Annotated in this window: 12 protein-coding genes; 7 read left to right on the top strand and 5 right to left on the bottom strand. The window is 45.7% G+C overall.

Annotated features, from left to right (window positions below; translation table 11 throughout):
* Positions 1 to 2 precede the first annotated feature (2 nt).
* Positions 3 to 980: a FecR domain-containing protein gene (locus J7623_RS12680; protein WP_291920662.1), complete on the bottom strand. Its 978-nt coding sequence runs from the start codon at positions 978 to 980 to the stop codon at positions 3 to 5.
* A 98-nt stretch (positions 981 to 1,078) separates the two neighbouring features.
* Positions 1,079 to 1,609, bottom strand: coding sequence for an RNA polymerase sigma-70 factor (locus J7623_RS12675; protein WP_291920661.1), 531 nt, complete (start codon positions 1,607 to 1,609; stop codon positions 1,079 to 1,081).
* A 166-nt stretch (positions 1,610 to 1,775) separates the two neighbouring features.
* Here J7623_RS12675 and J7623_RS12670 point away from each other — a divergent pair, with 166 nt between their 5' ends.
* Together J7623_RS12670 and J7623_RS12665 are read left to right on the top strand one after the other, a co-directional pair.
* The gene (locus tag J7623_RS12670) at positions 1,776 to 2,801 is read left to right on the top strand and encodes a quinone-dependent dihydroorotate dehydrogenase (protein WP_291920660.1); all 1,026 of its coding nucleotides are present in this window, start codon (positions 1,776 to 1,778) and stop codon (positions 2,799 to 2,801) included.
* 30 nt (positions 2,802 to 2,831) lie between these two features.
* The gene (locus J7623_RS12665) at positions 2,832 to 3,569 is read left to right on the top strand and encodes a TerC family protein (RefSeq protein WP_291920659.1); all 738 of its coding nucleotides are present in this window, start codon (positions 2,832 to 2,834) and stop codon (positions 3,567 to 3,569) included.
* Between the two features lie 114 nt (positions 3,570 to 3,683).
* Here J7623_RS12665 and J7623_RS12660 read toward each other — a convergent pair whose 3' ends face one another.
* The 3 genes from J7623_RS12660 to dnaB all read right to left on the bottom strand — a co-directional run bounded on the left by J7623_RS12660 (position 3,684) and on the right by dnaB (position 7,488).
* Positions 3,684 to 4,388, bottom strand: a complete 705-nt coding sequence (locus J7623_RS12660) for a 16S rRNA (uracil(1498)-N(3))-methyltransferase (RefSeq protein ID WP_291920658.1) — start codon at positions 4,386 to 4,388, stop codon at positions 3,684 to 3,686.
* Between the two features lie 10 nt (positions 4,389 to 4,398).
* Positions 4,399 to 5,745, bottom strand: a complete 1,347-nt coding sequence (locus J7623_RS12655) for an MATE family efflux transporter (RefSeq protein ID WP_291920657.1) — start codon at positions 5,743 to 5,745, stop codon at positions 4,399 to 4,401.
* A gap of 168 nt (positions 5,746 to 5,913) precedes the next feature.
* Positions 5,914 to 7,488: a replicative DNA helicase gene (gene dnaB, locus J7623_RS12650; protein WP_291920656.1), complete on the bottom strand. Its 1,575-nt coding sequence runs from the start codon at positions 7,486 to 7,488 to the stop codon at positions 5,914 to 5,916.
* A gap of 540 nt (positions 7,489 to 8,028) precedes the next feature.
* Between dnaB and pheT the strand changes: the two genes are divergently transcribed.
* From pheT to J7623_RS12625, 5 genes are all read left to right on the top strand, one after another.
* Positions 8,029 to 10,458, top strand: coding sequence for a phenylalanine--tRNA ligase subunit beta (pheT, locus tag J7623_RS12645; RefSeq protein ID WP_291920655.1), 2,430 nt, complete (start codon positions 8,029 to 8,031; stop codon positions 10,456 to 10,458).
* Between the two features lie 8 nt (positions 10,459 to 10,466).
* Entirely contained in the window at positions 10,467 to 10,775 is a 309-nt protein-coding gene (locus J7623_RS12640) for a hypothetical protein (RefSeq protein ID WP_291920654.1), read from the top strand.
* Positions 10,776 to 10,791: 16 nt separating this feature from the next.
* Entirely contained in the window at positions 10,792 to 11,085 is a 294-nt protein-coding gene (locus J7623_RS12635; RefSeq protein ID WP_291920653.1) for a cell division protein ZapA, read from the top strand.
* Positions 11,086 to 11,258: 173 nt separating this feature from the next.
* A complete protein-coding gene (gene rny / locus J7623_RS12630) occupies positions 11,259 to 12,824 on the top strand; it encodes a ribonuclease Y (protein WP_291920652.1) in 1,566 nt (521 codons plus the stop codon).
* 106 nt (positions 12,825 to 12,930) lie between these two features.
* Positions 12,931 to 13,542 carry a DUF1080 domain-containing protein gene (locus J7623_RS12625; protein WP_291920651.1) on the top strand — a complete coding sequence of 204 codons (612 nt, stop codon included), beginning with the start codon at positions 12,931 to 12,933 and terminating at the stop codon, positions 13,540 to 13,542.
* Positions 13,543 to 13,555: the final 13 nt, after the last annotated feature.

Below are 13,555 nucleotides of genomic sequence, written 5' to 3'. Positions count from 1 at the left end.
AGCTACTTCAATTTGTATTGTCGATCGTTTATTTTCTCATATCCGGCATTCAGCATGAGCGCCAGTGTTTTGATAACATCATCAGTAGACTCGCCTGTAAAGTCGGCCCGCACCGGCAGTTTCAACAGGTCGGTATTCATGACTTCCACTTTGATATCGTATACTTCGGTAATGGTATGCAATACTTCTTCCAGCGACGTATCATGAAACGACAGCGACCTCGTTACCATGTCAGTAACGTGATTCGCTATACGGAATATAGGTCTGTCATTATCTTTCTGCAACAGCATGCCATCTGTGAGTACCACACTATCTTCCTTATCATGATCTATTACCATTACTTTTCCGCTGCTCACATGCACCTGTAATGCAGTGGTACCGGGTTGGTAATTTATCATGAACCGGGTGCCGAGTACTTTTACTTCTGTGCGTCCTAATGTGATCACAAAAGGATTGGCGGCGCTACCGCTTACATCGAAAGTGGCGGTACCGGTAAGGCTTACTTTCCTGTTACGGTCATTAAAGCCCCTGGCTACTTCCAGCCTGGAAGCAGCCGATAATTGCACACTGCTGCCATCCTGCAGCGTAGCCTTTACAGGGCCTGAATATATTTGTTGCGGCTGTTTTCCTACCAGGAACCACCATCCGGCGCTGAAAGCTACCAACAATATAGCGGCTACTTTCAGCCATAAAAAGCGGCTTTTAGGTTTTATCGCAATCAATGCCGGCTGAATATCCATTTTTCCGCTCAGCTGTTGCCATGCGGAATCAGTATTGGCGGCAACTGCCTTTTCATTGGCAGCAGCTGTATCTAATACCTTGGCCAGTGAGGAAAGCAGGGCACCATTTAGCGGGTCTGCTTCTTTCCACTCCTCCACCCAGGCATGCTCAGCGGCATCTGCTTCATTCAGCAGATACTTACAGAGCAAGGTATACAGTGCCTCATCAGGCATTGCCTCATTGGGTAAAGATGGTGTCATCAGTTGTTGTAAGTTTTACAGTCCAGTGTCCTAAGGACCCTAATATAATAATAAGACGCATGCGGAACACCGATGCCCCCATACGTCTTAAAATATTTTTAAAATAAAAAGCCTGTCAATAGTGGCAGGTATTCTTTCAGTTCCTGGTGAAGGATTTTCAGTGCTTTGCCCATCTGGTTCTCTACCGTTTTCACGGAAATATTCATCGCCTCCGCTATTTCAGCATATTTCATGTTTTGCTGGCGGCTCAGCACAAACACTTCCCGGCAACGTTCTGGCAGGCGATCCAATGCCTGCCGGTACAGTCTTTCCAGCTCTTTTACCTCTTCTCCCGCGCCCGTAGTAGTTTCAGATATTTTACCGTAGCCCGTTTCCTTTTCAGAACGCACCACGTCTTTCCGCCATTGACTAATGGCGGTATTACGAATAGCAGAAAACAGATATGCTTTTACAGGCCCCGTAATGGTAATCGTTTCCCTTTTTTCCCACAAACGCAGGAAGACCTGTTGCACAATCTCCTCCGCTACATGGGCGTCTCCCGTGTAGTGAGTAGCAAAGGCCAGGCAATGAGCATGGTTTTCCCTGAATAATGCTTCAAATGTTTGCAGCTCCAGCATGATGAGCAGCAAATATAGTTATGATTTATATGATTTTTAGCCCGTTTGTCATCTTTGCGTACAAATACGGAATCGGGGCATCTGCAGCCTTTATCTTAAAAACGAGTAGGGGGTAAATACCCAATTTCACGTCAGGAGAATCACTAAAATCACAAATCCTATTTATCTTTGCCCCGCAATGTACAACCTGATCAAAAACTTTCTTTTCCGCTATCCGCCGGAAAATATTCACCACAGCGTAATGCGTGGTATGAAGACAGTCTATTCCCTGCCACTGGGTAAAACAATTCTAAACGCCTTTTGCGGGGTAAAAACGAAAGGCCTGGAACGGGAAGTGTTCGGGCTAAAATTTTCCAACCCGGTAGGCCTGGCCGCCGGCTTCGATAAAGATGCGAAGTACATTGATGAACTGGCCTGTCTGGGTTTTGGTTTTGTGGAGATAGGTACCGTTACCCCACAACCCCAGCCGGGTAATGAGCAACCCCGCTTGTTCCGTTTGCCGGCCGACAAAGCCCTGATTAACCGCATGGGCTTTAACAATGAAGGCGCCGCCGCCGCCGCCAAACGCTTACAACGTAAAAAATCCAATATCATCATAGGTGGAAACATTGGGAAAAATAAAATCACCCCGAATGAAGAAGCCGTAAGTGACTACGAAAAATGTTTTCATGCGCTGTTTGACGTAGTAGACTATTTTGTGGTGAACGTAAGTTCCCCCAATACGCCTAACCTGCGCGCATTACAGGAGAAGGAGCCTTTAAAACAGCTACTGCATCACCTGCAGGTACTGAATGGTCAGAAACCTGCCCCCAAACCTATTCTTCTTAAAATAGCTCCTGACCTGACCACTGAGCAACTGGATGATATCATCGAAATCGTGACAGAAACAAGGTTGGCCGGCATTGTAGCCACCAATACTACCATCAGCCGGGCGGGTTTAAAAACACCTGCGGCGGAAGTAAATGATATTGGCGCAGGTGGTTTAAGTGGACTTCCCGTAAAACGTAAAGCCACAGAAGTTATCCGTTATATCCATACCCACAGCAAGGGCAGCATCCCTATTATCGCCGTAGGCGGTATTTTCACGGCAGAAGATGCCCAGGAAAAACTGGATGCCGGCGCTGCATTGGTACAGGTATATACCGGCTTTGTTTACGAAGGTCCAGCCATCGTGAAAAAGATCTGTGCAGGATTACGCCCCTAACATCGCCAACTATCTATTTATTCAACCTATATGGAACAGTTTCTTACTGCAGAATCACTCATCAGTTTATTCACACTGGTGCTCATGGAAATCGTATTGGGCATCGACAATGTGATCTTTGTTTCAATTGTACTTAACAGGTTAGCCCCTGAAAAAAGACCTGCAGCCCGCCGTGTATGGATGTTTGCCGGTATGGCCATCCGTATTGTCCTGCTGCTTTGCATCGGCTACATCGTAAAAGCCAAAGATCCCCTGTTCAGCATTGCTGGTCATGGCTTCAGCCTGCGCGACCTCATCATGCTTGGTGGTGGTATTTTCCTGCTGGTGAAAACCACCCTGGAAATCCATCACAAACTGGAAGGAGAAGAAGAGCACACTGATAACCCCACCGGGGGCAAACCTGCCGCTTCTTTCCTAAATATCGTAGGCCAGATTATCGTGATCGACACCGTTTTCTCCTTCGATAGCATCATTACCGCCGTAGGCCTGGCGAAACAAGTGCCCGTGATGATTGTAGCCGTTATCATCGCTATGATTGTCATGTTCCTTTTTGCGCCACGTATCAGCGACTTTATTCACAAACACCCCACGCTTAAAATGCTGGCCCTGTCATTCCTCGTGATGGTAGGCGCTATCCTGATTATTGAAGGATGGGATGCAGCAAGAGCACACGATATGAACCTGAAGAATTACGTATACTTTGCGATGGCCTTCTCGTTCGGCGTGGAAATGCTGAATATGCGGACCCGGAAAAAGCAGAAAGCATAAAGCGAAAAGCATAAAGCTATTGAGGCGATTGATCAAAGCAAACAGGTAATTTAAATACTCGCTTTGATCAATCGCCTCAATAGCTTTATGCTTTTCGCTTTATGCTTTCTGCTCCTAAAATAGATTCATCAACGTCACCGCTACCATACCCGCCGTTTCTGTACGCAACCGGGTGTTTCCCAGCGTTACCGGCACAAAGTCCTGCTCCAGTGCCAGTTTGATTTCATCCGGTGTAAAATCGCCTTCCGGCCCTATCAGTATCAACGTATCTTTTCCGGGTTGCATGCTATGCTGCAATTCCTGCTTCTGTTCCGGCAAACAGTGCGCAATAAACCGCTGTGGATCTTTATTGCCCTTCACCAGCTTATCAAAAGCCTGTGGTTCCTGTAATTCGGGTAAATAAAACTGTTGTGATTGCAGCATTGCCGATACAAGTATATTCTGCAGTCGTTCTGCTTTTATCTTTTCTTTTTCCGTGCGTTGTGTAACCAACGGTATAATAGTTTGAATACCTATTTCCGTGGCCTTTTCCAGGAACCATTCTATCCGCGAAGCATTCTTGGTAAAGGAAATACCTATACGAAGCGCTCTTGCCGGCGGCGGTACTGTTTCACAGGCCAATACCTGCACCACACATTTCTTTCGGTTATCATCGGTGATAACAGTGGTAAACTTATGCCCACGGCCATCTGCCAACAACACTTTATCACCTTTTTCATGACGTAATACCTGGATACAATACTTGGATGTATCCTCATTCATCGTATATGTAATGGCGTCCGGCTGTATTTCCGGCGCATAAAAAACTGGCAGGTCCATACGCACGAAGTTAAGCAGAAAGTTTTTTTGTTTTCACGTGGAAGCGGATAAACAGTAACACAGATGCTACCAGTAAACCCAGCAACAGCGCCCACCATACGCCTTCTACACCATATCCCAACTTAACACCCAGCAGGTAACCTAACGGAAGACCTAATACCCAGTATGCCAGCAGGGTAATCACGGTAGGAATACGTACATCGCCTAATCCGCGTAAAATACCAAGCCCTACTACCTGCATACCATCAAACAGTTGGAAGAAAGCAGCAATGATCAATAATTGAGAAGCTATTTGTATTACCTGTGGATCCTGTATATAGAAGGAAGGGAGCAGGTGATTCCCTACCGTAAACACCAATGCAGCACCTCCCATCAACAGCAGCACCATATGATAACTGGCAATAGCCGATAACCGTAATTGACCGAAATCCTTCTTCCCAAAATTATTACCACTTTTAATCCCCGCAGCAGCAGAAATACCACTGGCCATCATATAGGTCATCGCCGCCAGGCTGAGCGCTATCTGATGAGCGGCCAACTCTGCAGCCCCCATCCAGCCTACCATAACGGCAGCGCCACTGAATGCACTCACTTCAAACAAATACTGCATAGCTACCGGTGTGCCAATGCCTAATATTTTCTTAATGGCAGCCGCCTGCAGGTTTTTAAATCCAAATGATTGCAGGTAAGGCTTGAAACGAGGTGCCCGCAATACATACAACATCATGGTAATACCCATGATCAAGCGGTCGGTAAAAGTGGCAATACCTACACCGATAACGCCCAGCCGGGGCATACCAAACAAGCCATACACCAGCGTAATCCCAATCATAATGTTGATGACGTTACCAATGATGCTGATGTTCATAGCTTGCCTTGTAAATCCTAATCCTTCCGCAAATTGCTTAAAGGAAAGAAACAGCATCAACGGAATAAAAGAAAAGCCCAGGAAACGCAGGAAGGGCCTGGCTTGCTCAGCCACATCTCCTTCCTGGTGCAACAAAGACAAATGGCTACTACCAACATAAATTACGGCAGACAACAATATGCCCACCACCATATTGATGATAAGACTATGACTCAATAAAAATCCGATCGCATTTTTATTACCACGTCCATTTTCCTGTGCAATTAATGGTGTAAGGCCGTAAGACATGCCAATACCAGCTACCATGAAAACAGAAAACAGGCCATTGCCCAGTGATACTGCGGCCAGCGGCACTTTACCGGTATGCCCAATAATAATACTATCCGATAATGCCACCAGTGTATGTCCTAATTGAGAGATGACTACGGGGTAGGCTAAACTGAAATTATCTTTATAATGACCCTTATACTTTAAATACAGTTGTTTCATTGATTAATCTTATTAGTCTTTATAGTTAAACAATCTGATGGTTTACAAATGAGCGGGCAATAGTGGCTCCGGCTTATTTGCAGTGTTTACAGACAGTTATGGGAGGGTTAAAGCCAAAAAAGCCGGCGATCGATTTCGATGCCGGCTTTTAGCAATATCTTTTATGCGCTAAAACGGTGCATCTTCGAAACCTTCGTCGAAGTTCATATCATTCATTCGGGATCCCTTCTGTATATACAGTTTCGCTTCATCATTACCACCGCCGCCACCTTGTGGAGAACGGCTGATACCTGCGAAAGGACTGCCTCCGCCGCCAGGGTTTTCCAGGCTGCCATCATCTTCAAAGCGCTGGTATTCCAGTACAGCTCTCAGTTTGATGGTATCCAGCTGACCATTACGGTGCTTGGCTATACGAACGTGGGTTTCACCTTTATTGGATTCGCCCATTTCATTGGTATTGATTTCATAATATTCAGGACGATAGAGGAACATTACCATGTCCGCATCCTGCTCAATCGCTCCGGATTCACGGAGGTCACTCAACTGCGGCATCTTGTTACCATCTTTCCTTTTTTCCACATCACGGCTCAACTGGGAGAGGGCGATGACTGGTACCTGTAACTCCTTCGCCAATCCTTTCAGGTCACGGGAAATTTTACTGATTTCCTGTTCACGGTTAGAGCCTTTACCATCGCCACTACCACTCATCAGCTGCAGGTAGTCGATGATGATAACACCTACACCATGATTATGTACCAGCCTGCGGCATTTGGCACGGAGTTCAAAGATATTCAATGCCGGAGTATCGTCAATGAAGATAGGCGCTTTCGCCAGGCGTTCAATACCATGGGTCATCAGCTTCTTCATTTCATATTCTTCCAGTTTACCACGGGAAATCTTTTCCAGCTTTATTTCTGACTCGGCCGAGAGAATACGTTGTACAATCTGGCCGGAAGACATTTCCAATGAGAATACCGCTGCACCTTTCGGGAAGCGGGGGTGAAGTGCCGCGTTACGCGCCAGGTTCAGCGCGAAGGCAGTTTTACCCACAGAAGGACGGGCAGCGATGATGATCAGATCCGTAGACTGCCAGCCATAGGTCACTTTGTCCAGTGAAGGAAAGCCGGAAGGCACCCCGGTGATATCATCTCCTTTATTACGCAGATCCTCGATACGTTTCATGGTATTTACCAGTACACGGTCGATGGAATCGTAGTTTTTGCGCAAGTGGTTATTGGTTACCTCGAAAAGTTTAGACTCAGCGCTGTCCAACAAATCGAATACATCGGCAGTATCTTCATAAGACTCCGTGAGGATTTCACCGGAAATACGGATCAGTTCACGCTGAATAAACTTCTGGAGGATAATACGGGCATGTGCTTCAATATTAGCAGAGGAAACCACCATGTTGGTGAGTTTCATTACGGTAAACGGACCTCCGATTTGTTCCAGGGAACCCATTGATTTCAGTTCTTCTGTTACCGTGAGAATGTCTACCGGCATTGACTTACCCGCGAGGCGGGTCATGGCGCTAAAAATAATCTGGTGTGCTTCTACATAAAAGCACTCCCCTTTCAATATTTCAATAACGGAGTCAAAGGCTCCTTTTTCCAGCATTACGGCTCCCAAAACAGCTTCTTCCAATTCTTTAGCCTGTGGTGGTATCTTGCCATACACCAAGGATGACACATCAATGGACGGCTTTCTACGCACATTGCGGTCCTTCTTAAGATTGAGATCCATTTATGGTTAGTGTATTAAAAAAAGTTAATAAAAGGTTACTGTCAATGGGCCTTCCAGTTGTTTTTTACAATCGATATCTGCATTTTTCCCGCATTCATCAGGGTTGATAGCTACTTTAAGAAATTGTAAACTTTTGCAAGCCGTACAAACTAAGGTAAAGGCATTTTTTTAATTAACACCCTTCCTTTCGGTACTAAATTTATTAAGCCACATACACAGCTTATCCACAAGCAAAATGTCAGTTATCCACTGACAGCATAGTAGTTATCCACCAAAACACCGAAAATCCCCAAGCAAAGGTCCGATTATTCACACACATTGTGAGAAAAGATTTTCCACACACTGCAAAAATGCTGCAGAACCCAGTGGGGGCGCCGAAAAAAGCTTCTCCGGGAGCATATTTGTTCCTCCTATTTGCGATATTCCTGCTGGTCTGATCTGCCAAAATATTTACCGTAAAGGCTTTTTGCTATATCCTTTCAGCTTTAAGCGCATTATTCCTAACTTTACGCCACTTATATAAATAAACCAAGCAGATAAATGACGATTTCATACAACTGGCTATGTGATTATTTACCGGTCAGGCCTACACCGGAAGAACTATCTACTATTTTAACCAGGATTGGCCTGGAAGTAGAGAACCTGGAAAAATTTGAAGCAGTAAAGGGAAGTCTGGCTGGATTGGTGATCGGAGAAGTACTGACAGCAGAAAAACACCCCAATGCGGATAAACTGAGACTTACCACCGTAAACATCGGCAATGGCGAACCGCTGCACATTGTATGCGGCGCCCCTAACGTAGCAGTAGGACAAAAAGTAGTAGTGGCCCCTATTGGCGTTACTATTTACCCGCTGACTGGCGAACCAATGACCATGAAAAAAGCAAAGATCCGTGGAGAAGAAAGCCAGGGGATGATTTGCGCAGAAGATGAACTGGGACTGGGCAACAGTCACGATGGCATCATGGTACTGGACGCCTCCCTGGAACCGGGTACTCCTGCCGCAGAAGTATTTAAGCCCGCCAATGATTATATCTACGAAATAGGCTTAACACCGAACCGTATGGACGCCATGAGCCACATCGGTGTGGCTAAAGACGTATGTGCATTCCTGAATAACATTGAGCATACCCACAAATACCAGGTACAGCTGCCCGAAATAAAGGCGCTGCCGAAAGCAGCTGCTTCTTTACCAATCAGTGTGACCATTGAAAATACAGACGCATGCCCACGGTATAGCGGTATATCCATTACCGGTGTACAGGTAGCACCATCGCCTGAATGGCTGAAAACCAAGCTGACGGCCATTGGTGTTCGCCCTATTAACAATGTGGTAGATATCACCAACTTTATTCTGCATGAAACAGGTCTGCCACTTCATGCCTTTGATGCCGCTGCTATAAAAGGCAATGCCGTAGTGGTAAAAAATCTACCGGCAGGTACTCCTTTTATAACACTTGATGGGAAAGAAAGAAAACTGGACGCCACGGATCTGATCATCTGCAACGGCGCCGGCGAAGGCATGTGCATTGCGGGTGTATTTGGCGGACTTCACTCAGGGGTGTCTGATACTACCACCAACATTTTCCTGGAATGCGCCGTTTTCAGCCCGGGCGGTATCCGTACCACTTCCTTCCGTCATGGATTGCGCACCGACGCCGCTTCCCGTTTCGAGAAGGGTGTAGATATCTCTAATGTCCTGTTTACGCTGCAACGTGCTGCTGCATTGATTTGCGAACTGGGCGGCGGACAGGTAGCCTCCGATATCATCGATGTATACCCTACCGTAAAAGTTAAAACACAGATAGAAACAACGTATAGCTATATCCGTAAACTCAGCGGCAGTAACTACCCGGAAGATAAAATCAAAAACATCCTCCGCAGCCTGGGCTTTGAAATCCTCTCTGAATCGGCCACCGGATTTCGTGTATCCGTGCCATTCAGTAAACCTGATATCAGCCTCCCCGCCGACCTGGTTGAGGAAGTAATGAGGATAGATGGATTGGATAATATTGAAATCCCGGCTAAAATAGCCATTTCACCGGCTCTGTCTGCTCAACCGGATGCAGAAAGTGTAAAGGAAAAAATTGCCGATTACCTCGCTGGCAATGGGTTCAACGAAATTTTCACGAACTCCATTACCAACAGTAAATATTATACACCGGAAGTACTGGAACATGCAGTAAAAATGATGAACAGTCTCACTGTAGAACTGGACATCATGCGCCCTTCCATGCTGGAAACCGGCCTGGAAAGCATTTCCCATAACCTGAACCGCAAAAACGACGACCTGCTGTTCTTCGAATTCGGTAAAACATACCAGGTACTGGAGAAAGGTTACGGCGAAAACAATCACCTGGCGCTGTACCTCACGGGGAAACAAACCGGGGAAACCTGGATGCATGCCGCTAAACCGGTAGATTTTTATTACCTCAAGGGTTTTGTGATCAATATCCTTAAACAATTGGGCTACAAACAGTTTACCTGGGCAGAAAGTACTGAAAAAGGTTTACAACCAGCCTGGGAAATCAAAGTAAAAAACCAGGTGGTGGTAACCCTCGGAGGCGTTCCCACAGCGAAGCTCAAGCAGTTTGATATCAAACAACCGGTATGGTATGCCATCTTTAATTGGGATAAAATACTCGGACTCTTGCAAAAAAGTGATAACTTTTACAAAGAAATCCCCCGCTTTCCGGCAGTTCGCAGGGACCTGGCGCTGGTACTCGATAAACAGGTGAAGTTTGCCGCAGTAGAAGCAGCCGCCCGTGGCGTGAAATCCGGATTGTTACAACAGGTGAATCTGTTCGATGTATTTGAGAGCGAAAAACTGGGCACTAATAAGAAGTCTTACGCAGTAAGCTTTACTTTCCTGGATGCTCAGAAAACGCTTACTGACAAAGAAATTGACAGTGTGATGGAAAAACTCATCAAAACATTTGAAACACAGTTACTGGCGGAGATCAGAAAATAAGACATTCAATGGTGTTAGAGCAATACATTCAACGCGTAGAAGAAAAACTGCATCTGCTGGTCAAAAAGCTCCAGCAGGTGCAGTCGGAGAATGTATTGCTCAAAGAAGAAGTTAAAACACAACAACAGGAGCTGCAACAGCAGCAACAGTCGTTACAGGTCCTGGAAGACCGGCTGCAACTCATGAAAATTGCATCCACTGCCCAGGGAGGTACTGCCGTAGCAGCAGAAGATGAGGCTTTCAAAAAAGAAATCCGTGGCAAAATCAATGATTATATCAAAGAAATTGACCGTTGTATTGCTTTACTGAACAGTTGATATAAAATCATATACGATGGACACACTCATTCCTATTAATATTGTCGTATCAGACCGCTCTTACCGGATCAAGATAAAACCGGAAGAAGAAGCGGAAGTACGTCGTATTATGAAAGAAGTGAATGAGAAAATTGTAGATTTTAAGACTTCGTATGCAGGAAAAGACCTGCAGGACTATATCGCTATGGCCCTTATCATGTACGCCACGCACCCTGTTACCAGCGGCGGAAAAGCCCAGGCAAGCACTGCTCCCTTTTTGCAGGAAAAGCTGGAAAAGCTGGAAGAAATCATCAACCAGGCATTGGGGTAATTGCACCTTACCCATTGCTAAACAATGAATTAGCTAATTGGCTAATTATCACGTATCAAAGACGCTTTAACTGCTATTTTTTTGTATTTTCGCGGGTCAGTTCTCGCCCCTGTTGTGTTTTAGCAGCAACCTGGGTAGGAGAATACTACATAAATCAAGTATAAATAATTCATATGGATGTTACACTTATCACGACAATAGCTGCAATAGTGGCATTGGTCATTGGGATTGTGCTAGGTAAGGTGATTTTTGCCAAAAATACACAGCATAAAATAGACGAAGCTGAGAACCAGGCTAAAAAAATCATCGCAGATGCACAGGTTAGTGCGGAGAATCTCAAGAAAGACAGGCTGCTGGAAGCAAAAGAAAAATACCTGCAACTAAAGAGCGAGTATGAGAAAGACGTACTGCAGCGCAACCAGAAACTGGGAGAGTCGGAAAATCGTATCAAACAGAAAGAACAGGCTATTAATCAGAAAAACGAACAGCTACAGAAGCAAATAAATGAAAATGACGCCATCAAGGAAACCTTGAACCGTCAAATGGAGCTGGTAACCATCAAACGTACTGAACTGGAAAAACACCAGGAAGAACACATCCGCCGCCTCGAAAAAGTAGCCGGATTAACCGCTGAAGAGGCCAAACACCAACTGGTGGAAAGCCTGAAAGAAGAAGCCCGCTCACAAGCCCTCTCTCATATACAGGAGATCATTGAAGACGCTAAATTAAAAGCGAACAAAGAAGCGAAAAAGATCATCATACAGTCTATTCAGCGTACTGCTGCTGAACAAACCATTGAAAATACCATTACCGTATTTACCCTGGAAAGTGATGAAATCAAAGGCCAGATCATCGGTCGCGAAGGCCGTAATATCCGTGCCATTGAAGCAGCAACTGGTGTAGACCTGATTGTGGACGACACCCCCGAAGCCATCGTATTATCTTCCTTCGACCCGTTACGCCGTGAAATTGCACGTTTATCGCTGCAACGCCTGGTACAGGATGGACGTATCCACCCTGCCCGTATCGAGGAAGTAGTAGAAAAAACCAAGAAACAACTGGAAGAACAGGTAATGGATATCGGTGAAAGAACCGTGATTGAATTGGGTATCCATGGCCTTCATAAAGAACTGGTGCGCCTGGTAGGTAAGATGCGTTTCCGCTCTTCCTACGGACAAAACCTGCTCATGCACTCCAAAGAAACCGCCAACCTTTGTGCGGTGATGGCTGCTGAGCTGGGCTTAAACCCTAAACTGGCCAAGCGTGCCGGCTTACTGCACGATATTGGTAAAGTACCTGATGAAGAAACTGAGCTGAGCCACGCCCTCCTCGGTGCGAAACTCGCTGAAAAATATGGTGAACATGCCGCTGTAGTCAATGCTATTGGCGCTCACCACGATGAAATGGAAATGCAATACGTCATTTCTCCGATTGTTCAGGCCTGCGATGCTATCAGCGGTGCACGTCCTGGTGCACGCCGTGAAATTATGCAGAGCTACCTGCAACGAATCAAAGACCTGGAAAACCTGGCCCTCGCTCATGATGGAGTGGAAAAAGCCTATGCGATCCAGGCGGGTAGAGAACTGCGTATTATCGTAGAAAGTGATAAAGTATCCGATGGAGATGCTGATCGCTTATCTTTCGAAATTGCCAATAAGATACAAACAGAAATGCAGTATCCCGGGCAAATCAAAGTAACCGTGATCCGTGAAAAACGCGCGGTGAATATCGCCAGATAATTTTCTGATTTAGAAATACAGGAAATAGACCTTATATTGAGTCCTCCCACATGTGGGAGGACTTTTTTATTGTATCAACTGGTTTTCAATCAATAAATGCAGTGTTATGAAAAAAACTTGCTTCAAATTCTTCCTGGGCGCCGCCTTATTACTGGGCGCCAGCCAGGGATTTGCACAAAAAGCGCAGTCATTGTTCAATGGAAAAAATCTGGATGGCTGGAAAGTATATGGTACCGAAAAATGGTATGTAGAAAAAGGAGAACTGATCTGTGAAAGCGGCCCGGATAAAGAATACGGCTACCTGGGAACAGACGGTCAATACAAAGATTTTGAACTCACCCTCCAATTCAGGCAGGAAGCCGATGGTAACAGTGGCGTATTTTTCCACTCTTCCCTGGAAGGCACTAAAATTACCGGATGGCAGGCTGAGGTAGCACCTCCGGGCATGCATACCGGTGGTATCTATGAATCTTATGGCCGTGGATGGCTCATACAACCCGACAAGGAAAAAGAAAAGTACCTGAAAATGGGAGAATGGAATACCATGAAAGTACGGGTACAGGGCGATAATGTAACTACCTGGCTCAATGGTCATGAAATGATTACGCTGAAAGACGAAAAAATCGGCGCAGCAAATGGTCAGATTGCCCTGCAAATCCATTCCGGCGGCGGCATCAAGGTAAGATGGAAAAACATTAAACTCACTCCACTGAAGTAGCAGCGTTATTTCG

Source organism: Chitinophaga sp. (genome assembly GCF_017745275.1).
Classification (GTDB): domain Bacteria; phylum Bacteroidota; class Bacteroidia; order Chitinophagales; family Chitinophagaceae; genus Chitinophaga.
The sequence above is the reverse complement of the archived record's forward strand: the minus strand, read 5'-3'. Positions and strand labels throughout refer to the sequence as shown.

Coding starts and splice junctions, on each gene's coding strand:
- J7623_RS12680 (WP_291920662.1), bottom strand. CDS start 980: ATGACACCATCTTTACCCAATGAGGCAATGCCTGATGAGGCACTGTAT.
- J7623_RS12670 (WP_291920660.1), top strand. CDS start 1,776: ATGTACAACCTGATCAAAAACTTTCTTTTCCGCTATCCGCCGGAAAAT.
- J7623_RS12665 (WP_291920659.1), top strand. CDS start 2,832: ATGGAACAGTTTCTTACTGCAGAATCACTCATCAGTTTATTCACACTG.
- J7623_RS12660 (WP_291920658.1), bottom strand. CDS start 4,388: ATGGACCTGCCAGTTTTTTATGCGCCGGAAATACAGCCGGACGCCATT.
- J7623_RS12655 (WP_291920657.1), bottom strand. CDS start 5,745: ATGAAACAACTGTATTTAAAGTATAAGGGTCATTATAAAGATAATTTC.
- dnaB (WP_291920656.1), bottom strand. CDS start 7,488: ATGGATCTCAATCTTAAGAAGGACCGCAATGTGCGTAGAAAGCCGTCC.
- pheT (WP_291920655.1), top strand. CDS start 8,029: ATGACGATTTCATACAACTGGCTATGTGATTATTTACCGGTCAGGCCT.
- J7623_RS12640 (WP_291920654.1), top strand. CDS start 10,467: ATGGTGTTAGAGCAATACATTCAACGCGTAGAAGAAAAACTGCATCTG.
- J7623_RS12635 (WP_291920653.1), top strand. CDS start 10,792: ATGGACACACTCATTCCTATTAATATTGTCGTATCAGACCGCTCTTAC.
- rny (WP_291920652.1), top strand. CDS start 11,259: ATGGATGTTACACTTATCACGACAATAGCTGCAATAGTGGCATTGGTC.
- J7623_RS12625 (WP_291920651.1), top strand. CDS start 12,931: ATGAAAAAAACTTGCTTCAAATTCTTCCTGGGCGCCGCCTTATTACTG.